The organism is Pseudomonas sp. LBUM1655 (assembly GCF_059716085.1).
In genome coordinates this window covers 4,739,086-4,764,107 of record NZ_CP166801.1, presented here as the reverse complement: position 1 = coordinate 4,764,107, position 25,022 = coordinate 4,739,086, and the positions used below count along the sequence as shown (strand labels likewise).

At 59.6% G+C, this 25,022-nt stretch carries 19 protein-coding genes and 1 pseudogene; 12 read left to right on the top strand and 8 right to left on the bottom strand.

Annotation, left to right across the window (positions count from 1 at the left end; genetic code table 11):
* Positions 1-312: 312 nt before the first annotated feature.
* Entirely contained in the window at positions 313-1,740 is a 1,428-nt protein-coding gene (gene arcD / locus ACA074_RS21335) for an arginine-ornithine antiporter (RefSeq protein ID WP_497677754.1), read from the top strand.
* Positions 1,741-1,914: 174 nt separating this feature from the next.
* Here the strand turns inward: arcD and ACA074_RS21330 are convergent, their stop codons facing one another.
* The 8 genes and pseudogenes from ACA074_RS21330 to gap all read right to left on the bottom strand — a co-directional run bounded on the left by ACA074_RS21330 (position 1,915) and on the right by gap (position 11,046).
* Positions 1,915-2,670 (bottom strand): methyl-accepting chemotaxis protein, encoded by a 756-nt coding sequence (locus ACA074_RS21330; protein ID WP_497679342.1) that lies wholly within the window; start codon positions 2,668-2,670, stop codon positions 1,915-1,917.
* A 102-nt stretch (positions 2,671-2,772) separates the two neighbouring features.
* Positions 2,773-3,780 (bottom strand): annotated as a pseudogene (locus ACA074_RS21325) (methyl-accepting chemotaxis protein); the annotation flags it as partial.
* Between the two features lie 481 nt (positions 3,781-4,261).
* The gene (locus ACA074_RS21320) at positions 4,262-4,657 is read right to left on the bottom strand and encodes a YbaN family protein (RefSeq protein WP_497677753.1); all 396 of its coding nucleotides are present in this window, start codon (positions 4,655-4,657) and stop codon (positions 4,262-4,264) included.
* Positions 4,658-4,820: 163 nt separating this feature from the next.
* On the bottom strand, positions 4,821-5,417 hold the full coding sequence (locus tag ACA074_RS21315) for a biliverdin-producing heme oxygenase (RefSeq protein ID WP_489878889.1): 597 nt from the start codon (positions 5,415-5,417) through the stop codon (positions 4,821-4,823).
* 112 nt (positions 5,418-5,529) lie between these two features.
* Positions 5,530-8,115, bottom strand: coding sequence for a TonB-dependent receptor (locus ACA074_RS21310; RefSeq protein WP_497677752.1), 2,586 nt, complete (start codon positions 8,113-8,115; stop codon positions 5,530-5,532).
* A 122-nt stretch (positions 8,116-8,237) separates the two neighbouring features.
* Positions 8,238-9,203 (bottom strand): FecR family protein, encoded by a 966-nt coding sequence (locus ACA074_RS21305; protein WP_497677751.1) that lies wholly within the window; start codon positions 9,201-9,203, stop codon positions 8,238-8,240.
* A gap of 125 nt (positions 9,204-9,328) precedes the next feature.
* Positions 9,329-9,847 carry an RNA polymerase sigma factor gene (locus ACA074_RS21300; protein WP_497677750.1) on the bottom strand — a complete coding sequence of 173 codons (519 nt, stop codon included), beginning with the start codon at positions 9,845-9,847 and terminating at the stop codon, positions 9,329-9,331.
* A 197-nt stretch (positions 9,848-10,044) separates the two neighbouring features.
* On the bottom strand, positions 10,045-11,046 hold the full coding sequence (gene gap / locus ACA074_RS21295; RefSeq protein ID WP_187679744.1) for a type I glyceraldehyde-3-phosphate dehydrogenase: 1,002 nt from the start codon (positions 11,044-11,046) through the stop codon (positions 10,045-10,047).
* A gap of 220 nt (positions 11,047-11,266) precedes the next feature.
* Between gap and edd the strand changes: the two genes are divergently transcribed.
* The 11 genes from edd to ACA074_RS21240 all read left to right on the top strand — a co-directional run bounded on the left by edd (position 11,267) and on the right by ACA074_RS21240 (position 24,933).
* Positions 11,267-13,093, top strand: coding sequence for a phosphogluconate dehydratase (edd, locus tag ACA074_RS21290; protein WP_187679743.1), 1,827 nt, complete (start codon positions 11,267-11,269; stop codon positions 13,091-13,093).
* A complete protein-coding gene (locus tag ACA074_RS21285) occupies positions 13,090-14,049 on the top strand; it encodes a glucokinase (protein ID WP_401271141.1) in 960 nt (319 codons plus the stop codon). Before edd ends, ACA074_RS21285 begins: the two co-directional genes overlap by 4 nt.
* Before the next feature lie 169 nt (positions 14,050-14,218).
* Positions 14,219-14,950, top strand: a complete 732-nt coding sequence (locus ACA074_RS21280; RefSeq protein ID WP_003227460.1) for a response regulator — start codon at positions 14,219-14,221, stop codon at positions 14,948-14,950.
* Positions 14,940-16,409: an ATP-binding protein gene (locus ACA074_RS21275; RefSeq protein WP_187679741.1), complete on the top strand. Its 1,470-nt coding sequence runs from the start codon at positions 14,940-14,942 to the stop codon at positions 16,407-16,409. The genes ACA074_RS21280 and ACA074_RS21275 overlap by 11 nt, the downstream gene beginning before the upstream one ends.
* A gap of 122 nt (positions 16,410-16,531) precedes the next feature.
* On the top strand, positions 16,532-17,791 hold the full coding sequence (locus tag ACA074_RS21270) for a D-mannose isomerase (protein WP_497677749.1): 1,260 nt from the start codon (positions 16,532-16,534) through the stop codon (positions 17,789-17,791).
* Between the two features lie 132 nt (positions 17,792-17,923).
* A complete protein-coding gene (locus ACA074_RS21265) occupies positions 17,924-19,225 on the top strand; it encodes an ABC transporter substrate-binding protein (RefSeq protein WP_187679739.1) in 1,302 nt (433 codons plus the stop codon).
* Positions 19,226-19,339: 114 nt separating this feature from the next.
* A complete protein-coding gene (locus tag ACA074_RS21260; RefSeq protein ID WP_187679738.1) occupies positions 19,340-20,248 on the top strand; it encodes a carbohydrate ABC transporter permease in 909 nt (302 codons plus the stop codon).
* Positions 20,241-21,086 (top strand): carbohydrate ABC transporter permease, encoded by an 846-nt coding sequence (locus ACA074_RS21255; RefSeq protein WP_497677748.1) that lies wholly within the window; start codon positions 20,241-20,243, stop codon positions 21,084-21,086. The genes ACA074_RS21260 and ACA074_RS21255 overlap by 8 nt, the downstream gene beginning before the upstream one ends.
* 2 nt (positions 21,087-21,088) lie before the next feature.
* On the top strand, positions 21,089-22,249 hold the full coding sequence (locus ACA074_RS21250) for an ABC transporter ATP-binding protein (protein WP_489878893.1): 1,161 nt from the start codon (positions 21,089-21,091) through the stop codon (positions 22,247-22,249).
* A 192-nt stretch (positions 22,250-22,441) separates the two neighbouring features.
* A complete protein-coding gene (locus ACA074_RS21245) occupies positions 22,442-23,791 on the top strand; it encodes a carbohydrate porin (RefSeq protein WP_489878894.1) in 1,350 nt (449 codons plus the stop codon).
* Between the two features lie 287 nt (positions 23,792-24,078).
* Positions 24,079-24,933, top strand: a complete 855-nt coding sequence (locus ACA074_RS21240; protein WP_305439395.1) for a D-hexose-6-phosphate mutarotase — start codon at positions 24,079-24,081, stop codon at positions 24,931-24,933.
* The last annotated feature ends 89 nt before the right edge of the window (positions 24,934-25,022 follow it).

Below are 25,022 nucleotides of genomic sequence, written 5' to 3'. Positions count from 1 at the left end.
GGCATAAAGCGACTGCCTGAAAGGCCCATTCCAGAGGCTTTCGGCGATGGATTTGGGAATTGCTCCTATTACTTTCGAACTATCACCCTAGTTCTTTTTCAGGTTTTGGCAAATTTCCTCATCTGTTTTCAGTACAGAATCGAATAATCAGGGTCAGCAAATAAAGCGACTATCCGTGTTAGGTATTAGCGTCATTGGCTATATATAACGGGCGTTAATTGGCGTTATTCAATAAACGTACTTACGCTTTATCCGTTTAGTTAAAAGCAACATCTTTTTGATAATTGCCAGAGCAGGTGAAGGGAGACTGGAATGTCGCAACCGACGCAAAAGCTGCGACTGGGTGCGTTGATCGCCCTGGTGGTGGGGTCGATGATTGGCGGGGGGATTTTCTCCCTGCCGCAGAACATGGCGGCACGGGCCGATGCCGGGGCGATTTTGATCGGTTGGGGCATCACCGCGATCGGCATGTTGACCCTCGCTTTCGTGTTCCAGACCCTGGCCAATCGCAAGCCCGAACTGGACTCGGGGGTCTATGCCTACGCCAAGGCCGGGTTTGGCGACTACATGGGGTTCTCGTCGGCGTGGGGTTACTGGATCAGCGCCTGGCTGGGTAACGTCGGCTATTTCGTCCTGCTCTTCAGCACCCTCGGCTACTTCTTTCCGGTGTTCGGCCAGGGCAACACACCGGTTGCCATCGGCTGCGCCTCGGTGTTGCTGTGGGCCGTGCATTTTCTGGTGATGCGCGGGATCAAGGAGGCGGCGTTCATCAACCAGGTGACCACCGTGGCCAAGATCGTGCCGCTGATCATGTTCATCGTCATCGCTGCCGTGGCGTTCAAGGCTGACGTTTTTACCCGCGATATCTGGGGCCGCAGCAACCCGAGTTTCGGCGGGGTGATGGATCAGGTGCGCAACATGATGCTGGTGACAGTGTTTGTGTTCATCGGCATCGAAGGTGCCAGCGTGTACTCGGCACGGGCGGAGAAGCGCAGCGACGTCGGCCGCGCCACGGTGATCGGTTTTATCGGCGTGCTGGCGTTGCTGGTGCTGGTCAACGTGCTGTCGTTGGGGATCATGAGCCAGCCGGAACTGGCCAACCTGCAGAACCCGTCGCTGGCGGCGGTGCTGGAACATATCGTCGGGCCGTGGGGCGCGCTGCTGATCAGCCTCGGGCTGGCGGTTTCACTGCTGGGGGCGTTGTTGTCGTGGGCGTTGTTGTGCGCCGAAATCCTTTTCGCCACGGCCCGGGACAACACCATGCCGGCGTTCCTGAAAAAGGAAAACGCCAATCATGTGCCGGTCAATGCGTTGTGGCTGACCAACGTGATGATCCAGATTTTTCTGCTGATCACGCTGTTCTCGGCAGGCACTTACACCAGCCTGATCTACCTCGCCTCGTCGATGATTCTGGTGCCGTATCTGTGGTCGGCGGCGTACGCCGTGCTGTTGAGTGGGCGCGGCGAAACCTACGAACACGCCTCGGCCGAACGCACCAAGGATCTGCTGATCGGTGGCATCGCCCTGTGTTATGCGGTGTGGTTGTTGTACGCCGGCGGGGTGAAGTATTTGCTGTTGTCGGCGTTGCTGTATGCGCCGGGGGTGATCCTGTTTGCCAAGGCCAAGCATGAACAGGGTGAGCCGCTGTTCACCACGGTGGAGAAGGGTATTTTTACCGGCGTGATCATTGGGGCAGGGCTGGCAGCTTATGGTTTGTACAGTGGGGTGTTGTCGTTGTGAGGTTTCTCGGGTCGCGGCAGTGGTCGGCATCGACGGCGGATCGGGTGTGAAGGTGTTGTGGACGTCTTTGAGCCGGGCTGATTGATCAGGTTTTTGTGCCCCGAACTGGCCTCTTCGCGAGCAGGCTCGCTCCCACATTTGAAATGCGTTCCTCCTGTGGGAGCGGTGTAGCGATTAGACGCGGAACTGGTCCATCAACTTCATCTGCTGACTCGCCAAGGCATTGAGCTGGCTGCTGATCGCTGCCGATTCCGTGGCTTGCTCGGTCAAGGTTTCAGTCACGGTACGAATCGCCGAAACGTTGCGATTGACCTCTTCAGCCACCGCGCTCTGCTGTTCGGCGGCGCTGGCGATTTGCAGGTTCATGTCGCCGATCACCGTGACCGCATCGCTGATCTTGCCCAGCGCATCCACGGCCTGACGGATCTGCCCGGCATTGTTGTGCGCCTGGGTCTGGCTCGAATGCATGGTCGCGACCACGCCACGGGTGCCGGTCTGAATCCGCTCGATCACCACGCGAATTTCCTCCACCGAATCCTGCGTGCGCTTGGCCAGGTTGCGCACTTCGTCGGCGACCACGGCAAACCCACGACCGCTTTCACCGGCACGGGCTGCTTCAATGGCGGCGTTGAGAGCGAGCAAATTGGTCTGTTCGGCGATGCTGCGGATCACTTCCAGCACCGAGCCGATCTGCTCGCTGTTGACTGCCAGCGCTTCGACTTCGGTCACCGCTTTGCTGACTTCATCGGCCAGTTGATTGATGTCGCGGGTGCTGCGCTCGATGATCGACATGCCGTCCTTGGCCGACTGGTCGGCACCCTTGGCGGCGTTGGCGGCGTTCGATGCGCTGTTGGCAACGTCGTGGGCAGTGGCGCTCATTTCGTTGGAGGCGGTGGCAACCTGGTCTATTTCGCGGAACTGCACCTGCATGCCTTCGCTGGTCTGGCGGGCGATTTCCGAAGACTGGTCGGCGGTGCCGCGCGCCTCGGTGATGCTCTGTTTGATCTGCGCGATGGTCGGTTGCAGCTTGTCGAGGAAACGGTTGAACCAGTTCACCAGTTCGCCCAATTCATCTTGCTTGCTGTAGTTCAAGCGCTGAGTCAGATCGCCTTCACCGCTGGCGATATTCTTCAGCATCTCGGCGACGCTGTTGATCGGACGCGTGACGCCGGAAGCCGTGAGCCAGATCAGCAACAAGCCAATCAGCCCGGCAACAACAGCCACCGCCAGTGCGGTAAACACGCCGGTTTCCTGTGCGTCGTCGAGCACCGCTTGCAGTTTGACCGAGTCGGCCAGCAGCACCTGTTTCGGCAGGTCGATGACCACGCCCCAGGCCCGCGAATTGCCAATCGGATCGACCGGGTACACGGCGCGGATCAGGTCGCCCTGTTCAAGAATCTTCGGCGTGCCACTGCCGAGCAGCTGCAGCACATCCTTGCCATCGGCACCGAGAGTGTCGCCGATCTTTTTGCCAACCTTGGCAGCATCCGAACTGTCCGCAGCCAACACGCCGCTGCCCGAGACGATAAGCATGTGCCCGGCGTTGTTGAACAGGTTGCGCTGCGAGTCCACAGCCGCCGCTTGCAGGGCGTCCAGGGCGATATCGACGCCGGCCACGCCGATCGCTTTGCCATCGACGATCAACGGCACGGAAATGGTCGTCATGAGCATTTCCTTGCCACCGACGGTATCGGCATACGGGTCGAGCAGGCAGGTGCGCTTGTTGTCGCGAGGGCAGGTGTACCAACTGTTGTACGGCGTGCCGCTGACGCTTAGGGTGGTCTTGGTCAGGTCATCTTCGACCATGATCGTGTTCAGCGAGGCACCGCCAGCGCGGCTCCAATAGGTGGAAAAACGTCCGGTTTCGTTGGACTGGCGGGCCGCGTCGTTGGCGAATTCGCTGTCCTTGCCGTCCAGCCCATTGGGTTCGAAGGCGAGCCAGATGCCGAGCACTTTGTCGTTGCGCTCGAACGCGGTTTTCAGGCTCAGGTTCAACTCTTCACGCAGAGCGCCAGCGTCCAGCGAACGCTTGCCCGCCATCACGCGCATGTCCTTGATCTGGTCGGCCACTGCGGTGATGACCGTCAGGCTTTCGCCGAAGGTCTTCTGCACCCGCACCGCTTGTTCGGCGGCCTTGGCTTGCAGCAGGTTCTGCACACTGGCGGTGAGCATCTTGCTGCTGGAGTTGCTGACCAGTTCGTCGTTCTGGTTGGTCTGGTAAATGTTCATGCCGACGATCAGCGCAACCACACCGAGCAGGCACAGACCGGAGAGCAGAACGATTTTCAGGCGAATGGAGAGAGAGTCGAACATGGGCGTTCTCGCGAATGAATAAACGGGTGGCTGTCGGGCATGAACTACCCGGTTCGCCAAATCCATTCAGCGCCATGCAATGCTCATCGGCGCGGAGCGAGGGCGCATGAGCGTCTTGCCGACGAACGGTCAGTGCTAAACGTTTGCGCAGGGGAATGTGCTGAAAAGGCGATTAATTACAGGGAAGTTTCAGTGTTGTTGCGCGGGTTCAGGAAGGGGTGGGCAAGGTTTCCGGTCGCGACCAGATCCACAGATTACCCAGGCTCATCCCGGCAATCGCCAGATAGACCGGCCAGCCGTGATCGAGCATCAGCAGCATCAGCGTCGCACACAGCAGCATGCTCACTGTGGCGCTGATTTTGGCATTGCGCGCGATGATCTTGCCGTTGCGCCAGTTGCTCAGGATCGGCCCGAACAGGCGATGGTTTTCCAGCCAGGCACTCAGGCGCGGCGAACTGCGGGTCGCGGCCCAGGCGGCGAGCAGGATGAACTCGGTGGTCGGCAGGCCGGGCACGACGATGGCAATCAGGCCAATGCCGAGGCTGACGTAGGCCAGCAGGCCGAACAGCAGACGGGCGAGTTTGGAGGAGGCGGGTTGCGGCATGGGCTCAGCGGTGGCTTCTGAAGCGGAATGGAGATCTTACAGGTTGTTGCAGTTCCCATGTGGGAGCGAGCCTGCTCGCGAAAGCGGTGGATCAGTCACATTAATGTTGAATGTGCTGCCGTCTTCGCGAGCAGGCTCGCTCCCACAAGGAATAGGTGTTGCTTCAGGCCAGTTCTGCTTCGGTGGCATAAGCCTGTTCCAGCAACACGGTGAAGCGGTTGAACGCGTCAATCGCGCCTTGCTCCACTTCAGCTTCTTCCTCGGCGCTGAACTCCAGCGAGTCGAGAGTTTTGACAAAGCGCTTCCAACCCTCGGCGCGTCCACCTTCAGGTTCACCCAAATGACGCGCACCAAAGGTTTCGCTCAGCTCCAGCGCCACGGCGCGTTTGATCAGAAACGCAGCACCGAGCTTCGAACCTTCAGAGACGAAGATCCAGCCCAGTGCCCGGGCCTTGCTCGGGTTTTTCACTGCACCGGCAACCGGCGCCGGGACCTCGGTGTCCAGATCCGCTAGGTCGGCCTTGGCTGCTTCAGCGCGGCAGCGAGCGGGCAAGTCCGCGACGATCTCTGTCAGCTCGGCATCGTTGTACAGACCGACCAGTTCCGACTGAAACAGGTATTGCGCCACCACAAACCGGGCGAAGTTGGCGCGGGTCTCGAACGGCGCGTGGGCTTTGACCAGGGCGTCGAGCTTGCTGTGCGGCTCGTGGGTGATCTGGTTCAGACGTTGCGAACGCAGGGCTTTTTGCGAAGTGGTCATGACATGTCCTTGATAAAAGAGGCGCTTGATAACGAGACGAACGGGATAGCGCCGGACAGTAAAAAAAGCCTCACTGCGCGGCGTATCAACACGCGCAGTGAGTTCGACGGGATCAGATGTCCCAGATCAGATTGATCGCGAAGTTGCGACCCGGTTGGGTCAGGCGATCGAGGTTGGCCGGTTGCGTCACCGAGGCTTCGCCGACGCTGTCGTAACCGCGCACGTCATCCCACAGCCAGTATTTCTTGTCGGTCAGGTTGTAAATGCCGCCGCTGACGGTGACGTCGTCGGTGACTTTGTAGAACCCGGTCAGGTCAAGAAGGCCGAAGCCCGGCGACTTGAACTGGCTGCTGACGCCATCCGGCGACTTGAAGTTGGTGTCGTCGACGCGATCCTTCTTCTTCACCAACGTCCAGCTCAGCAGGCCACCGTAGTTGTCCTGGTCGTAACCCAGGCCGAACACGCCGGTCAGCGGATTAACACTGTTGAGCGGCTCGCCGCTGTCGTCGTTGCGACCGTAGGCATAGGCGATCGAGCCTTGGGTGTACAGGCCTTGCGGCGCGCCGAACGAGTCCAGGTTCAGACGTCCTTTGACTTCGGCACCCTTGATGGTCGCGTGCTTGATGTTGTTGCTCTGGAAGGTCAGTTCGTCATCGCCCGGCTTCACCGCGTCTTCATTAATGAAGTCGCGATACTTGTTGTAGAACACCGCCACATCGAACGAGCCCGACTCGAAATTGCCGCGCAGACCGGTTTCATAGCTTTTGCTTTTTTCCGGCTCCAGATCCGGGTTAGGCGCCACGGTATAACCGGTGGTGTTGTTCTCGAAGCGGCCGTACAGCGCTTTCGCGGTCGGGGTGCGGAAGCCTTCGGCGTACTGACCGTACCAGGTGTAGTTGTCGTTAAAGGCGTAGGTCAGGCCGAATTTCGGCGAGACTTTGTGCCAGGTCTTGTTCTTCTCGCTGACCGTGTCCGTGCCGTCAGCGTTCACGGTGTTGAGGAATTCCTGGGTGATGTGCGGCTTGAGCTGGGTGTAGTCGTAGCGCAGGCCCGGCAGGAAGGTCCAGTTGTTCCAGCTGATCTGATCCTGGGCGAACAGGCTGTAGGTGTTGATGGTCGGGTCCGGGAAGTCAGTGGCCTTGGCCAATACGTCAGCGGTACTGGTTGCACCAATCGCCGTGCAGCCACGACCGACCGCCAGGCACGTGCCGTCGCCGCTGCGCGAGCCGGTGACTTTCTGCTGCTTGATGGTGGTGCCGTAAGTCAGCACGTGATCGGTGTCAGCGATGGCGAACGCCTTGTCCAGTTGCGCATCGAATACCCACTGTTTTTCCTCGTAAATGGTGTCGCGGGTGCGCAGCACTTTTCGGGTGATCGGGTAGTAATACTCTTCGGTGCTCTGGTCGGTTTTGGCGATCTGATGGTTGAGGCTCCACTTCACGTTGTCGACCAGCAGGCTATCGAGGGCGAAGCTGTGTTCAATGCCAAAACGCTCACGGGTGATGGTGTCGTTACCGGTGCGCCACTGGTACATGCCGCCGGGCAACACGCTGCTTGGAATGGTCGGGGCGCCGTTGAAGTACGGGCCGCCGTAGGCACTTTTCTGATCGGTGTCGCGATCATCCTTGTACTTTTCGTAGGTCAGGCCAAGGCGCGAATCGTCGCTGTAGTTCCAGCCGATCTTGGCCAGCACGTTGGTTGCCTTGACGTCTTCCGGGTTGGCGGCGGTGCGCTCAAGGCCTGTGCCGTTGTTGCTGCCATAGGAGTCGGTTTCGTGGCCGTCGCGCTGGCTGTAGTGCAGCAAACCGTCGAACTGATCGGCTCGGCCGGCGACGGTGGCGGATTTCAGCCAGCTTTCATCGGCCGAGCTGTAACCGGTTTTCAGGCGGGCGCCGACGTCTTTGCCGGGTTTGATGATGTCGTCCGGATCGAGGGTGTAATAGCTGACGGCGCCGCCGATGGCGTTGCTGCCGTACAGCACCGAGGCCGGGCCACGGAGAATTTCCACGCGTTTGACGATTTCCGGGTCAACGTAATTGCGCTGGGTCTTGGCGTACGGGCCGTTGAAGAAACCGTCCGGTACTTCGACGCCGTCAACCTGCGTGAGGATGCGGTCGCCGTCGATGCCACGGATGTTGTAGCCGCTGATGCCGCCACGCTGGCCGGCGCCGCCGACGGAAACACCTGGCTCGTAGCGCACCAGATCCTTGATCGTGTTGACGTTGTTACGATCCAGTTCTTCACGGGTGTGCACGGTGACGGTACTTGGCACGCTGTTCACCGACTGTTCCTGACGGGTGGCGCTGATGGTCACCTGATCCAGATTCAGTGCGCCGCTGCTACTGCGTTTTTCCAGCACGACGTTGTTGTTGCTCAGTTTGCGGAAGCTCAAGTTGGTCCCCACCAACAGGCGCTCAAGGGCTTTTTCCGGTGGCAGCGAGCCGCGCACGCCCGGCGACGATACGCCCTGACCCAGTTCTGCCGGCAAGCCGACTTGCCAGCCAGTGACGGTGGTGAAGGCGTTGAGTGCCGACACCAGCGGTTGCTGACCGATAGAGAACGAGTAATCGCCCATGTTGCGCGTCGGTTGCTCGGTGGCAGCCAGCAGCGGTGCCGTGCCGGCCATGAGGATGGCAGCGGTCAGCAGCGACAATACGCGGGAAGGGGAAGAGGTCTGGCGGGTAAGGCGTGAGGACATCGATAGCGCTCCGTGTCGCACGAATCTTTATAGGTGCTGATTAGCGTCCGAAGATGCGAATCAATTGCATTGGCTATAACTAGACGTACGTGCTTCGGCTATCGAGTAAAAATAATTCTCATTTAGTTCAGGATCACCAGCGCGGGAAATTCCTGCAGCCGCGCCGAGGTGATGTGGGCGAGGGAGCGCACCACGTCGAGGGGTTGATCGAGGCGGTAGTTACCCGTGACGTTGACGTCGGCCAACTGCTCGTTGGTGTTGATGATCCAACCCGGATAGTAGCGGCGCAGCTCGGCCAGCACCTGATTCAGCGGGCAGTTCTCGAACACCAGTCGACCTTGCACCCAGGCCAGATCGGTATTTGCGTCGAGCTTGGCCGGGCGGTCGAAACCGTTGGGGCCGATGCGGATGCTTTCCCCGGCGGAGAGACGCACCCGGGCATCGTTATGGGTGGCGCGCAAATCGACATCGCCGCGCTGCACATTGACCTGCGCAACGCCGTCCAGATAACGCACGGCAAATGCAGTGTCTTGCACACTGGCCTTGACCGGGCCGGCATCGATTTCCAGCGGCTGGTTGCGATTGGCCGCCACCTCGAAAAACGCTTCGCCCTGATACAGCCGTGCGAAGCGCTGCTGATCGTTGATGGTGCTGGAAAACGCCGAATTGGTATTGAGCAGGACTTTCGAGCCGTCCTCCAGTTGCAGGCGCTGGCGTTCGCCGACCACGGTCAGGTGATCGGCCTGCAAGCGCATCGGCAAATTACTGAAGCTGAACAACCCGAGCAGCAGCACCGCAGCGGTGGCCAGCGGTTTCCAGTGCGGACGCAGACGCTTGAGGACGGTAACTTTCGCAGGTCGCAAAGCCAGGGTTTGCGCGCATTGGGCGATTTGCGGGCCATCCCAGATCGCCTGTGCCTTGGCAAACGCCTCGGCATTCAACGGATCAGCCGACAGCCACGCGTGAAACTGCCGGGTCTGCTCTTCATTCGGACTGCCGAGTACGATGAGCCAGTCTAGTGCCTGGTCCATTGCAAGTGCAGCATCCTGCGCCGATTCGGGCGAAGGCGAGCGGTGGGTGTCCGTCACGGTGATTCCTCGGCAGTGTCTGCGCACGGCTGTTTTTTTTAGTGAAGCGTAAAAGTCGGGCAAGGGTAACAAAGCCCGATGATCAGTGCAGTCGAACCTGGCACTTACAGAAAGAGCCTACAGTCTCAGTCGCCATTCAAGCGCTCGGCGACGCCGATGCAAATGGACATGATCAGTTTCAGTTCTTTCTGCACGGTGCTGAGCGAGACATTCAATTCGTCGGCGATTTCCTGGTAGCTGTGCCCGTGCAAACGGCTGAGGATGAAAATCTGCTGCTGACGCGGGCTGAGTTCACTGAGGCTCACGTTCAGGCGCTCCAGCAATTGTTCGGCGTGGGCGGCGTCTTCGGCGCTGCTGGCGGGGGCGGCGACGCTGTGCACCACGTCCTGCGGCACGTCATCGACCATGGTGCGCGAATGGATCTTGCGCGCACGCAAATGATCCAGCGCCAGATTGCGTGCGGTCTGGAAGACAAAGGGTTCGAGATGATCGATGGCCCGCTCGCTCAGCGCCCGCGTCACGCGCAGGTAGGTTTCCTGCAACAGGTCTTCAGCGGTGCTGTGATTGTTGACCATCCGTTCCAGCGTACGCAGCAGCGAGAGGCGCTGGGTGAGGAAGACGTGGTTGAAGTGTGATTGACTCACGGGGTGACCTGATCGATTTCAAGCGAATGATAATGCTTATCATCCGCCCGTATGGTCAAGCCTTGATTTCAAATTGAAATTGAAACCTGTGGGAGCGAGCCTGCTCGCGAAAGCGGTGTATCTGCCAACATAAATGTTGAATGACACATCGTATTCGCGAGCAGGCTCGCTCCCACAGGGATAGGGGATTCTTTGGATTACTCGGCGTTACACAGCGCCAGGCAGTTATCCAGCATGCGGTTGGAGAACCCCCACTCGTTGTCATACCAAGCCAGCACTTTCAGTAGTTTGCCGCTGGATTTGGTGTGGTTGGCGTCGAAGATCGACGACAGCGGGTTGTGGTTGAAGTCACTGGAGACCAGCGGCAACGTGTTGTAACCCAAAATTTTCGAATGCTGGCTCGCTGCTTTGAGCAGGGCATTCACTTCCTCGGCAGTGGCTTCTTTCTTCAACTGCACGGTCAGATCCACCAGCGACACATTGATCACCGGCACCCGCACGGCCATGCCGGTCAGTTTGCCTGCCAGTTCCGGCAGCACCAGACCCACCGCTTCAGCGGCGCCGGTCTTGCTCGGGATCATGTTTTGCGTGGCCGAACGCGCGCGGTACGGGTCGGTGTGATAGACGTCGGTCAGGTTCTGGTCGTTGGTGTAGGCGTGGATGGTGGTCATCAGACCGCTTTCGATCCCCAGTTCGCGGTGCAGCACTTGCGCCACAGGCGCCAGGCAGTTGGTGGTGCACGAAGCGTTGGAGATGATCTGGTGCGACTGGCGCAGAATGTCGTGGTTAACACCGTAAACCACGGTGGCGTCGGCACCTTTGGCCGGGGCCGAGATGATCACTTTGCGTGCGCCGGCAGTAATATGCGCGGCGGCTTTGGCACGGTCGGTAAACAGACCGGTGCATTCGAATACCACATCAATCTTTTCGGCAGCCCATGGCAGTTCGGCCGGGTTACGAATGGCGCTGACCGCAATGCGGTCGCCGTTGACAGTCAGGCTCTCGTTGTCATGCTCGACCTGTGCATCGAAAGTGCCGTGAACGGTGTCGTATTTAAGCAGATGCGCGTTGATCGAGCTGTCGCCCAGATCGTTGATGGCGACAATCTGCAAATCCTGTCGATAGCCTTGGGTATACAGTGCGCGCAGGACATTACGGCCGATGCGGCCAAAACCATTGATTGCGATTCGAAGAGTCATGAAACAGCGCCGCCGTCGTTTTGTTGTTGGAATTACAAGATTATTCGCATAAAAATAGAAAACAAGCCTTTTTAGTGGCAATATTTTGTTTTATCTACAACGAGTGACCTGAATCAACTGGTCCGAATGGTCAAAAAAGCCGTCTGTCATTCCAACAACAACGGCGTTTGATCAGCATAGACAATCAGGTCGCCACATCCGTTAGCCTGGAGTTCTACACATGCATCCCCGCGTTCTTGAGGTCACCGAACGGCTTATCGCCCGCAGCCGCGCTACGCGTCAGGCTTACCTTGCACTGATTCGCGGCGCCGCCACTGACGGCCCGATGCGCGGCAAGCTGCAATGCGCCAACTTCGCCCACGGCGTGGCCGGGTGTGGCAGCGAAGACAAGCACAGCCTGCGGATGATGAATTCGGCGAACATCGCCATTGTTTCTTCCTATAACGACATGCTCTCGGCGCATCAGCCGTACGAAGTCTTTCCTGAACAAATCAAAAACGCCCTGCGCGAAATCGGCTCGGTCGGCCAGTTTGCCGGCGGCACTCCGGCGATGTGCGACGGCGTGACCCAAGGCGAGCCGGGCATGGAACTGAGCCTGCCGAGCCGCGAAGTGATCGCGATGTCGACGGCGGTGGCGCTTTCCCACAACATGTTCGACGGCGCTCTGATGCTCGGCATCTGCGACAAGATCGTGCCGGGCCTGATGATGGGCTCCCTGCGTTTTGGTCATCTGCCGACGATTTTCGTCCCGGGCGGGCCGATGGTCTCGGGGATTTCCAACAAGGAAAAAGCCGACGTGCGGCAGAAGTACGCCGAAGGCAAGGCGACCCGCGAAGAGCTGCTGGAATCGGAGATGAAGTCCTACCACAGCCCGGGCACCTGCACCTTCTACGGCACCGCCAACACCAACCAGTTGCTGATGGAAGTCATGGGCCTGCACTTGCCTGGCGCATCCTTCGTCAATCCGAACACGCCGCTGCGTGATGCCTTGACCCGCGAAGCCGCACATCAAGTCACGCGACTGACCAAGCAGAACGGCAACTTCATGCCGATCGGCGAAATCGTCGACGAGAAGTCGCTGGTCAACTCGATTGTTGCGCTGCACGCCACCGGCGGTTCGACCAACCACACCCTGCACATGCCGGCCATCGCCATGGCCGCAGGCATTCAACTGACCTGGCAGGACATGGCCGACCTCTCTGAAGTCGTGCCGACCCTGAGCCACGTCTACCCGAACGGCAAAGCCGACATCAACCACTTCCAGGCCGCTGGCGGCATGTCGTTCCTGATCCGCGAACTGCTCGCGGCGGGCCTGCTGCACGAAGACGTCAACACCGTGCTCGGCCACGGCTTGAGCCAATACACCAAAGAGCCGTTCCTCGATAACGGTCAACTGGTGTGGCGCGAAGGCCCGATCGACAGCCTCGACGAAAACATCCTGCGTCCAGTCGCTCGCGCATTCTCGGCGGAGGGTGGCTTGCGGGTGATGGAAGGCAACCTCGGTCGCGGTGTGATGAAGGTGTCCGCCGTGGCGCTGGAAAACCAGATCGTCGAAGCGCCGGCCATGGTGTTCCAGGATCAGCAGGATCTGGCCGATGCGTTCAAAGCCGGTTTGCTGGAGAAGGATTTCGTCGCCGTGATGCGCTTCCAGGGCCCGCGCTCCAACGGCATGCCGGAGCTGCACAAGATGACGCCGTTCCTCGGCGTGCTGCAGGATCGCGGCTTCAAAGTCGCACTGGTGACCGACGGGCGCATGTCCGGCGCGTCGGGGAAAATCCCGGCGGCGATCCACGTCAGTCCTGAAGCTTATGTCGGTGGCGCTTTGGCGCGCGTGCAAGAGGGCGATATCATCCGCGTCGATGGCGTCAAAGGCACTTTGGAACTCAAAGTGGACGCCGAAGAATTTGCCGCGCGCGAACCTGCCAAAGGCCTGTTGGGCAATAACATTGGCAGCGGTCGCGAACTGTTCGGCTTCATGCGTTTGGCCTTCAGCTCGGCGGAGCAGGGCGCCAGCGCCTTCACTTCTGCCCTGGAGACGCTTAATTGAAACTGGCTTTGGTCGGTGACATCGGAGGCACCAACGCGCGGTTTGCGTTGTGGAAAAATCAGCAACTCGAATCGATTCAAGTGCTGGCCACGGCCGACCACGCCAGCCCGGAGGAGGCGATCAGCCTCTATCTGAGCGGGCTCGGTCTGGCGCCAGGCTCGATCGGTTCGGTGTGCCTGTCAGTGGCTGGCCCCGTCAGCGGCGATGAATTCAAGTTCACCAACAACCACTGGCGCCTGAGTCGCAAGGCATTCTGCGAAACCTTGCAGGTCGAGCAGTTGTTGCTGGTCAACGACTTCTCGGCGATGGCGTTGGGCATGACCCGTTTGCAGCCCGATGAGTTTCGCGTGGTCTGCGAGGGCACGCCGGAGCCGTTGCGTCCGGCGGTGGTGATTGGGCCGGGTACTGGCCTTGGCGTCGGTACTTTGCTCGACTTGGGTGAAGGCCGCTTTGCCGCGTTGCCGGGCGAGGGCGGTCACGTCGATCTGCCGTTGAGCAGCCCGCGTGAAACTCAGTTGTGGCAGCACATCCATAACGAGATCGGCCATGTCAGCGCGGAAACCGCGTTGAGCGGCGGCGGCTTGCCACGGGTTTACCGGGCGATCTGCGCAGTGGATGGCCATGAGCCGACACTGGATACCCCGGAATCGATCACCGCTGCGGGTCTGGCCGGTGATCCGATTGCCCTGGAAGTGCTGGAGCAGTTCTGCTGCTGGCTCGGGCGAGTGGCCGGCAACAACGTGCTGACCACCGGCGGGCGAGGTGGGGTGTACATCGTCGGTGGCGTGATTCCGCGCTTTGCCGATTTCTTCCTTGAGAGCGGTTTCGCCCGCAGCTTCGCCGACAAGGGCTGCATGAGTGATTACTTCAAGGGCATTCCAGTGTGGCTGGTGACGGCGCCGTATTCCGGTCTTGTGGGTGCTGGTGTGGCGCTGGATCAATCCATCCCGACCTGAAATGCAATCAAACTGTAGGTGTGACCCTTTGTGGTGAGGGGATTCATCTGGGGTGAGGGGATAAATCCCCTCACCACAGGTTTTGTTCCCACATTGGTTCTGTGGTGTTTGTAAGTTCGATGCTTAAGGCATAATCCGCCCCAATTCCAACAACAAGGATGCCTTCGAAGTGAGCTCAGTCAACAAGTCGATATTGTTGGTCGATGACGACCAGGAAATACGCGAGTTGCTGGAAACCTACCTGACCCGCGCCGGGTTTCAGGTGCGGGCCACAGCCGATGGCGCCAGTTTCCGGCAGGCGCTCAACGAGGCGCCGAGCGATCTGGTGATCCTCGATGTCATGCTCCCCGACGAAGACGGCTTCAGCCTCTGCCGTTGGGTGCGTCAGCATCCGCGTCAGGCGCAGGTGCCGATCATCATGCTCACCGCCAGTTCCGACGAAGCCGACCGGGTGATCGGTCTGGAGCTCGGCGCCGACGACTACCTCGGCAAACCCTTCAGCCCCCGCGAACTGCAAGCGCGCATCAAAGCGCTGCTGCGCCGTGCGCAATTCGGTCAGGAACGCAGCGGCAGCGATGTGCTGGCGTTCGATGAATGGCGGCTGGACATGGTCAGCCATCGGCTGTTCCACACCGACGGCGAGGAAGTGATTCTCTCCGGCGCCGACTTCGCCCTGCTGAAACTGTTTCTCGACCACCCGCAGGAAATCCTCGACCGCGATACCATCGGCAACGCCACCCGTGGCCGTGATCTGATGCCGCTGGATCGCATCGTCGACATGGCCGTCAGCCGCTTGCGCCAACGCCTGCGCGACACGGAAAAACCGCCACGGCTGATCCGTACCGTGCGCGGCAGCGGCTACCAACTGGCAGCCAACGTGGTTGCCGGCAATGGTCACTGAGTCGCTGCGCAAACTCGCCGCCAAAGTACCGGTGCCACGTTCGCTGCTAGGGCGGATGTTGCTGCTGACCTTGCTGGCGGTGTTGTTCGCGCAAACCTTGTCGAGCGTGATCTGGGTTTCGCAACTGCGCGCCACCCAGCTCGAAGGGCTGGTCACCAGCGCCCGCAGCCTCGCCCATTCGATGACCGCCAGCGTCAGTTACTTTCGTTCGCTGCCGGTAGCGTATCGGCCGCTGGTACTCGATCAGTTGCGCAGCATGGGCGGCACCCGATTTGTCGTGACCCTCAACGACAAACCGTTGGGCATGGACGTGCTGCCGGTCACACCGCGCAAAGCGGCAGTGATGAAAGCGGTCGACGAAGTGCTGCGTCAATCCCTGGGCCATGACACTGATATCTCGGTGACCTTCGTCAGTCCGGAGGACCTGCGGATCTTCAACGCCGGCCTGAAGCTCGATGAGCTGCCGCGTTCCTGGGCGCACTATGCGCTCACTCTTGAGCCGGTGAATCCACCGGTGCTGGTCACGCAGATTCAGATGGCGCCGGGCGAATGGCTGTACATCGCCTCGCTGTTGCCCGAGCCCTACACCAGCCTTGAAGAGCAGGGCCTGCCGTCGCAGCAGGTGTGGTTTATCGTCCTCACCAGCGGTTTTCTGCTGCTGTTTATCGGCTTGCTGGTGCATTGGCAGAGCCGACCGCTCAAGCGCCTGGCCCGCGCGGCGCGGGATCTGTCGCTGGGGGCCGACGTCGAGCCGGTGGCCGAGGGCGGCGGCAGTGAAGTGGTCGAAGTGGGCCGTGCGTTCAACACCATGCGCGAGCGCATCAGCCGTTACCTGACCGAACGCAGCCAGTTGTTCAGCGCGATTTCCCATGACCTGCGCACGCCGATCACTCGATTGCGCCTGCGCGTCGAACTGCTGGAAGACGAACAACTGCAAGCCAAGTTCGGCCGCGATCTGGACGAACTGGAGTTGCTGGTCAAAGGCGCGCTGCAATGCGTGAAAGACACTGACATCCACGAGAACATCGAACCGGTTGACCTCAACCATGTGCTCGATTGTCTGGTGGAGCCTTATCTGGCGCCGAACGGCAATGGCCGCGTGACTCAGCACGGGCGGGCACTGGCGGCGTATTCGGGCAAGCCTTTGGCGTTGAAGCGTTGCATCGGCAACCTGATCGACAACGCCTTGAAGTACGGGCAGAACGCACATCTGCACATCGATGACGATGAGAGTGCGTTTGTTCTGCATGTCGACGATGAAGGGCCGGGCGTGCCGGAGCAGCGGTTGGAGCAGGTGTTTGAACCGCACTTCAGGTTGGCGGGGCAACAGCAGGGGTATGGGCTCGGCCTCGGGATTGCGCGCAACATTGCTCATAGCCATGGCGGTGAGGTGACGTTGCAGAATTTGCGTGAGGGTGGGTTGCGGGTCACGTTGCAACTACCCCGTTCGATGGACTGAAAATCAAAAGACTTTGCTTTTAAATGTCACTGACTCGTGACAAAACCCGTCCCCTTCGTTACAAGCCCATCGCGGCCCGTTGTTTAGACTCCCCGCAGTCATAACAACAAAAAAGGCCACCCATGGATCTCTTCAACCCAGGCTTCAGCAGTTGGCTGAACGCCCCTGCCCACCAGCAATGGCTCGCCGCCGAAGGCCTGCGTCTGCTGGATTTCGCCAAGGCTTCAAAACTGCCTCAAGGCTTCGGCAACCTCGACGAACGCGGCCAGTTGCCAGCGAGCGCGCAGGCCGAAACCATGAACACCGCGCGCATGACCCACAGCTTCGCCATGGCCCATATTCAGGGCCTGCCGGGGTTTGCCGAGCTGATCGATCACGGTATCGCCGCCCTGCGCGGGCCGTTGCGGGATGCCTTGCACGGTGGCTGGTTTGCGGTGGCCGAACATCGCGACGGCAACACCGGCAAGAACGCCTATCTGCACGCGTTCGTTGCACTGGCGGCGAGTTCTGCCGTTGTCGCGCAACGTCCCGGCGCCCAGGCTTTGCTGGATGACGCGATCGACATCATCGACACGTATTTCTGGAGCGAAGAAGAGGGCGCCATGCGCGAATTCTTCAACCGCGACTGGAGCGAAGAAGAAGCCTATCGCGGCGCCAACAGCAACATGCACGCCACCGAAGCCTTCCTCGCGCTGGCAGATGTCACTGAAGACCCGCGCTGGCTGGTGCGCGCGCAACGCATCGTCGAGCGGGTGATCCACGGTCACGCTGCCGCCAATGATTACCTGGTCATCGAACACTTCGATCGCAACTGGCAGCCACTGCGTGAATACAACCAGGACAATCCAGCCGACGGTTTCCGCCCTTACGGCACCACGCCGGGCCATGGTTTCGAGTGGGCGCGGCTGTTGCTGCACCTCGAAGCCGCGCGGGTCCAGGCCGGCATGCTTACGCCGGGTTGGCTGGCGACCGACGCGCAAAAGCTTTTCGACAACAACTGCCGTCATGGCTGGGACGTCGACGGCGCGCCTGGCATTGTCTACACCCTCGACTGGGACAACAAAGCCGTGGTCCGCCATCGCTTGCACTGGACTCACGCCGAAGCCAGCGCCGCTGCCAGCGCGTTGCTCAAGCGTACTGGCGATCAGCAATACGAAACCTGGTACCGGCTGTTCTGGGAGTTTTGCGAAATGAATTTCATCGACCGCTGCGATGGCAGCTGGCACCACGAACTCGATCCGCAGAATCGCCCAAGTACCGATATCTGGGCGGGTAAACCCGATCTCTATCACGCTTGGCAAGCGGTGCTGATTCCTCGTCTTCCCTTGGCACCGAGCATGGCTTCTGCCTTGGCGCAGTTGTCCCAGAGCGCTGCCATGTGACCAGCATGTGTAACCATGTGGTGACATTCGCGCGTCCCTTCGTTACCTGCGAAGGCAAACGTCCTGTTTAAACTCCTGTGCAGCGCAAGCACCAGACTTGCAATGCATAACAACAAGAAAGGTACATCTCAGATGAATGCGATTTCTCGCCTCGCTACTGTCATTTCTGTCGCCTCCCTGTTCCCGCTCGCAATTCTGCCTCTCAGTGTTTCCGCTGCCGAATCCAAAGGTTCGGTCGAAGTCGTGCACTGGTGGACGTCCGGTGGCGAAAAAGCTGCCGTTGATGTGCTCAAGGCTCAAGTCGAAAAAGACGGTTTCACCTGGAAAGACGGCGCTGTCGCCGGTGGTGGCGGTGCAACTGCCATGACCGTGCTGAAAAGCCGTGCCGTAGCCGGCAACCCGCCGGGTGTTGCCCAGATCAAAGGCCCGGACATCCAGGAATGGGCGTCGACCGGTCTGCTCGACACCGACGTTCTGAAAGACGTCGCCAAAGCAGAGAAGTGGGACAGCCTGCTCGACAAGAAAGTCTCCGACACCGTGAAGTACGACGGTGATTACGTGGCCGTGCCGGTGAACATTCACCGCGTGAACTGGCTGTGGATCAACCCGGAAGTCTTCAAGAAAGCCGGCATCGAAAAAGCGCCAACCACCCTCGAAGAATTCTACGCCGCTGGCGACAAGCTCAAGGCTGCGGGCTTCATTCCGTTGGCCCACGGCGGTCAGCCATGGCAGGACAGCACCGTGTTCGAAGCCGTTGTGCTGTCGGTCATGGGTGTTGATGGCTACAAGAAAGCCCTGGTCGATCTGGACAACAAAGCGCTGACCGGCCCGGAAATGGTCAAGGCCCTGACCGAGCTGAAGAAAGTCGCGACCTACATGGACGCTGACGGCAAAGGTCAGGACTGGAACCTGGAGGCGGCCAAAGTCATCAACGGCAAGGCCGGCATGCAGATCATGGGTGACTGGGCCAAGTCCGAATGGACTGCCGCGAAGAAAATCGCCGGCAAGGATTACCAGTGCGTAGCTTTCCCGGGCACCGACAAGGCGTTCACCTACAACATCGACTCCCTCGCTGTGTTCAAGCAGAAAGACGCCGGCACAGCCGCGGGTCAGAAGGACATTGCCAAAGTCGTGCTGGGTGAAAACTTCCAGAAGGTCTTCAGCATCAACAAAGGCTCGATCCCGGTTCGTATCGACATGTTGAACGACATGGAGAAACTCGGTTTCGACTCCTGCGCGCAGACGGCTGCCAAGGACTTCCTGGCAGACGCCAAGTCCGGTGGTTTGCAACCGAGCATGGCGCACAACATGGCGACCACGCTGGCGGTGCAGGGCGCGTTCTTTGACGTAGTGACCAACTACATCAACGACCCGAAAGCCGACCCGGCCGATGCGGCCAAGAAACTCGGCGCGGCGATTCAGTCGGCCAAGTAATGCTTGGCCCCTGTAGGAGTGAGCCTGTGTGGTGAGGGGATAAATCCCCTCACCATAGGCGGGCTCCCACAGGGAACACAAATGCAACCCTAATCCCCTGTACTGGATTCCCCCATGAGTTCTGTTGCTGTGTTCAGCAAGGCCTCGCCGTTCGATGCATTGCAACGCTGGCTGCCAAAACTGGTGCTGGCGCCGAGCATGTTCATCGTGCTGGTGGGCTTCTATGGCTACATCCTGTGGACGTTCATTCTGTCGTTCACCACTTCGACGTTCCTGCCCAACTACAAGTGGGCCGGCCTGGCGCAGTATCAGCGGCTGTTCGACAACGATCGCTGGTGGGTCGCGAGCAAGAACCTCGCCCTGTTCGGCGGGATGTTCATCGGCATCACCCTGGTGATCGGCGTGCTGCTGGCGGTGTTCCTCGACCAGCGTATCCGCCGCGAAGGTTTCATCCGCACCATTTACCTGTATCCGATGGCGCTCTCGATGATCGTCACCGGTACCGCGTGGAAATGGCTGCTCAACCCGGGCATGGGCCTGGACAAATTGTTGCGTGACTGGGGCTGGGAAGGCTTCCGTCTCGACTGGCTGATCGACCCCGATCGCGTGGTCTATTGCCTGGTGATCGCCGCTGTCTGGCAAGCCTCGGGCTTCATCATGGCGATGTTCCTCGCCGGCCTGCGTGGGGTTGATCAGTCGATCATCCGTGCCGCGCAGATCGACGGCGCGAGCATGCCGACGATCTACTGGAAAGTGGTGCTGCCAAGTCTGCGTCCGGTGTTCTTCAGTGCGGTAATGATTCTGGCGCACATCGCGATCAAGAGCTTCGACCTGGTTGCCGCGATGACTGCCGGTGGCCCGGGTTATTCCTCTGATCTGCCGGCGATGTTCATGTACTCGTTCACGTTCAGTCGCGGCCAGATGGGCATGGGCTCGGCCAGTGCGATTCTGATGCTCGGTGCGATTCTCGCGATCATCGTGCCTTACCTGTATTCCGAGCTGAGGACCAAGCGCAATGACTAGTCTCGCTGCCAAACCTGCGATCAGCCTGAGTCGCATCGCGATTTACGCGGTGCTGATCTTCGCCGTGTTCCTTTATCTGGTGCCGCTGGTGGTCATGTTGCTGACCAGCTTCAAGACCCCGGAAGACATCAGCACCGGCAACCTGCTGAGCTGGCCGACCGTGGTCAGCGGCATCGGCTGGGTCAAGGCCTGGGCCACGGTTGATGGCTACTTCTGGAACTCGATCAAGATCACCGTCCCGGCCGTGATCATCTCCACCGCCATCGGTGCGTTGAACGGGTATGTGCTGTCGTTCTGGCGCTTCCGTGGTTCGCAGCTGTTCTTCGGTTTGCTGTTGTTTGGCTGCTTCCTGCCATTCCAGACCGTACTGCTGCCGGCCTCGTTCACCCTCGGCAAAATGGGCCTGGCGAGCACCACCGCCGGCCTGGTGTTCATCCATGTGGTTTACGGTCTGGCGTTCACCACGCTGTTCTTCCGTAACTACTACGTGAGCATTCCCGATGCGCTGGTGAAAGCCGCACGTCTGGATGGCGCGGGTTTCTTCACCATTTTCCGGCGGATCATCCTGCCGATGTCGACGCCGATCATCATGGTCTGCCTGATCTGGCAGTTCACTCAGATCTGGAACGACTTCCTGTTCGGTGTGGTGTTCTCCAGCGGTGATTCGCAGCCGATTACGGTGGCGCTGAACAACCTGGTCAACACCAGCACCGGCGCCAAGGAATACAACGTGGACATGGCAGCGGCGATGATCGCCGGCCTGCCGACCCTGCTGGTCTATGTGGTCGCAGGCAAGTATTTCGTGCGCGGGCTGACGGCCGGCGCAGTCAAGGGGTAATCATGGCTACGCTCGAACTTCGCAACGTAAACAAGACCTATGGTGCCGGCCTGCCGGACACCCTGAAGAACATCGAACTGTCGATCAAGGACGGTGAGTTCCTGATCCTCGTCGGCCCGTCGGGCTGCGGCAAGTCGACCCTGATGAACTGCATCGCCGGCCTGGAAACCATCACCGGCGGCGCGATCATGATCGGCGACCAGGACGTCAGCGGCATGAGCCCCAAGGATCGCGACATCGCCATGGTGTTCCAGTCCTACGCGCTGTACCCGACCATGAGCGTGCGCGAGAACATCGAGTTCGGTCTGAAGATTCGCAAGATGCCGCAGTCGGCGATCGACGAAGAAGTCGCCCGCGTGGCCAAGCTGTTGCAGATCGAACACCTGCTCAACCGCAAGCCGGGCCAGCTCTCCGGTGGTCAGCAACAGCGTGTGGCGATGGGCCGTGCGTTGGCGCGTCGGCCGAAGATCTATCTGTTCGACGAACCGCTGTCCAACCTCGATGCCAAGCTGCGCGTCGAGATGCGCACCGAAATGAAACTGATGCACCAGCGCCTGAAAACCACCACGGTCTACGTGACCCACGACCAGATCGAAGCGATGACCCTGGGCGACAAAGTGGCGGTGATGAAGGACGGCATCATTCAGCAGTTCGGTACGCCAAAAGAGATCTACAACGACCCGGCCAACCTGTTCGTGGCGAGTTTCATTGGTTCGCCGCCGATGAACTTCATCCCGTTGCGGCTGCAACGCAAGGACGGTCGTCTGCTGGCGCTGCTCGACAGCGGCCAGGCGCGTTGCGAGTTGCCAATGGGTATGCAGGACGCCGGTCTCGAAGATCGCGAAGTGATCCTCGGCCTGCGCCCGGAACAGATCGTACTGGCGAACGGCGAGGGCAATGGCCTGCCGAGCATTCGCGCTGAAGTGCAGGTCACTGAACCGACCGGTCCGGACACTCTGGTGTTCGTCAACCTCAACGACACCAAGGTCTGCTGCCGTCTGGCACCGGACGTGGCACCGCAGGTGGGCGAGAGCCTGACGCTGCAATTCGATCCGTCGAAAGTTTTGTTGTTCGATGCCAAGACTGGCGAGCGGTTGGGTGTTGCCGGCCAACCGCAGACCGATGCGCGGTCTGCGAACGTTGCCCAGTTCAAAGGCCGCTGAATATCAACATGTGTGAGCAAACTTTTGTGGTGAGGGGATTTATCCCCGATGGGTCGCGAAGCGGCCCCAGAAGCCGGGTCTGCTGCGCAGAACATCGGGGATAAATCCCCTCGCCACAGGGTTCGATGCTGCACTTTATGTAAACCGCGTTAGATAAAAACAGTTAATAACAATAAAGACGAGGATGTAGGGATGAAAAAGAAACACGTCAATGCCCGGTTGATCTGCCAAGTGTCAGCTGCGGCGGCATTGGTGCTGGCCGGCAATGCGATGGCAGCGGATGCCTTCAGTTCCGATTCGAAATGGATGACCGGCGACTGGGGTGGCGAGCGGACCAAGCTGATCGAGCAGGGTATCGACATCAAGGCGGACTACGTCGGTGAAATGGGCGCCAACCTGAACGGCGGCTACAACGACGACAAGACCGGCCGCTACAGCGACCAGTTCGGTCTGGGCGTGGCACTTGATCTGCAAAAGCTGTGGGGCTGGGACAACACCCAGGCCAAGATCCAACTGACCAACCGTAACGGTCAAAACATCTCCAACGACCGCGTGGGCGATCCGCGTGCCGGTACCTTGAGTTCGTCTCAGGAAGTTTACGGCCGTGGCCACATGGTACGTCTGACCCAGTTGTGGATTCAGCACCAGTTCTTCGACAACAAACTCGACGTCAAGGCCGGTTATTTCGGTGAAGGCGAAGACTTCAACACCTTCCCGTGCGAATTCCAGAACCTGGCGTTTTGCGGCTCCCAAGTGGGTAACTGGGCAACCAACATCTGGTACAACTGGCCCGTCAGCCAGGCCGCGATCCGCGTGAAGTACAACATCAACGACGAGCTCTACGCGCAGATCGGCGCGTACAACCAGAACCCGTCGCAGCTGGAACACGGCAACGGCTTCAAACTCAGCGGCAGCGGCACCAAAGGCACCGTGTTGCCGGTCGAGCTGGTCTGGTCGCCGAAGGTCAACAGCCTGCCGGGCGAATACCGCGTCGGTTACTACAAGAGCACGGCGGATGCTGATGATGTTCGTGAAGACATCAATGGTTTCGACGCTGCCACTACTGGCAACGCCTACAAGACCCACAGCAGCAAAAGCGGCTACTGGTTCGTCGCGCAACAGCAACTCACCAGCCACAACGGTGACGCCTCGCGCGGTCTGAATATCGCGGCGAACGCCACGTTCCACGACAAGGACACCAACTTCATCGACAACTACCAGTCGGTGATGTTTGTCTACAAAGGCCCGTTCGACGCCCGTCCGAAGGATGACATCGGTATCGGCGCCGCCCGTATCCACGTCAACGATGACGTGAAGAAAAACGCCGAGCTGCTCAACGTGTCTAACGGTGTTTCGGACTACGACAATCCGGTGTTCTCGCCGATTCGTGAAACCGAATACAACTACGAGCTCAACTACGGCATCCATGTCACCAACTGGCTGACCGTACGTCCTAACCTGCAATACATCACCCATCCGGGCGGTGTGGATGCCGTGGACAACGCTTTGGTCGCCGGTCTGAAAATTCAGACCGTGTTCTAACGCGTCTGCGGTAAGCTCCTCTCTATGTGCGCATATTTGCGGACAGCCAAGGCTGTCCGCTTTTTTTTGCGATAGCCGTCCGGTGATATACCTGTGGCGAGGGGATTTATCCCCGATGGGTTGCGAAGCGACCCCAGACCTGCAACCGTTTTCACCCTGACATACCGTATGCAATTGGTTCAGGGCCGCTCCGCGCCCCATCGGGGATAAATCCCCTCGCCACAGTGTTCACTCTCACTGGGCACAAAGGTAATTGAGTACCCCAATGATTTTCAGGATCGTGGCCAATGCATGAGCATCCGCTACAACGCTTTTTCAAATCCCTGCGTGAACAACCGGTGTTCGCCTGGGAGCGATATCAGATGCGCGACGTGTTGGTGATCGATCATCCGCTGTGTCAGGCGGTGTTCAGTCGTCAGGGCGCGCAGTTGCTGCACTTTCAGCCGCGCGGGCAAAAACCGTGGTTGTGGTGTGCGGCGAAGTGGCCGCATGTTGGGGCCATTCGTGGTGGTGTGCCGGTCTGCTGGCCGTGGTATGGCCGCCATCCGAGCGAAAATGCCTGGCCGTCCCATGGTTGGGCACGATTGCTGGACTGGAAACTGCTCGACAGCAGCAGCGCCGAGGATGGCGTGCGACTGCACTGGCAATTGCAGTTATGCGACTGGCAGGTCGACCTGCACGCTCACCTCGGTGAGCGCATGGAATTACGTCTGAGCACCGAGCATCAGGACGACATGCCTTGCCAGTTGAGCCAGGCTTTGCACGCTTACTGGCGTATTGGCGATGTTGGTGAGATAGCGCTGTCTGGCCTCGAAGGCGCGCAGGGTTATGACCAATTGAACCGCCAGGCTTGCCAGCAGGAAGGTGAGTTGCGGGTCGATGGCGGCTGTCAGCGGGTGTTCCAGCATGACGGCGAATTGCAGCTCAAGGATCACGCCTGGCAGCGCGAGTTGTGCATTGATACTGGCGACAGTGGCGATACGGTGGTGTGGCATCCCGGGTCGCGGCCGTTGTTGGGCGTGAGCTGGGATGAGGTCACGGAGTTTGTCTGTGTTGAGGCAGCGGCGGGTGGGACCGATAGCCTGCATCTGGCGCCGGGGGAGAAGGCGCATTTGAGTTTGCAGGCGTGGGCTGCGGCCTGATCCGAAGCCATGCGGTGAATCGGCTGGCCTCTTCGCGAGCAGGCTCGCTCCCACAGGGAAATGCATTCCAAATGTGGGAGCGAGCCTGC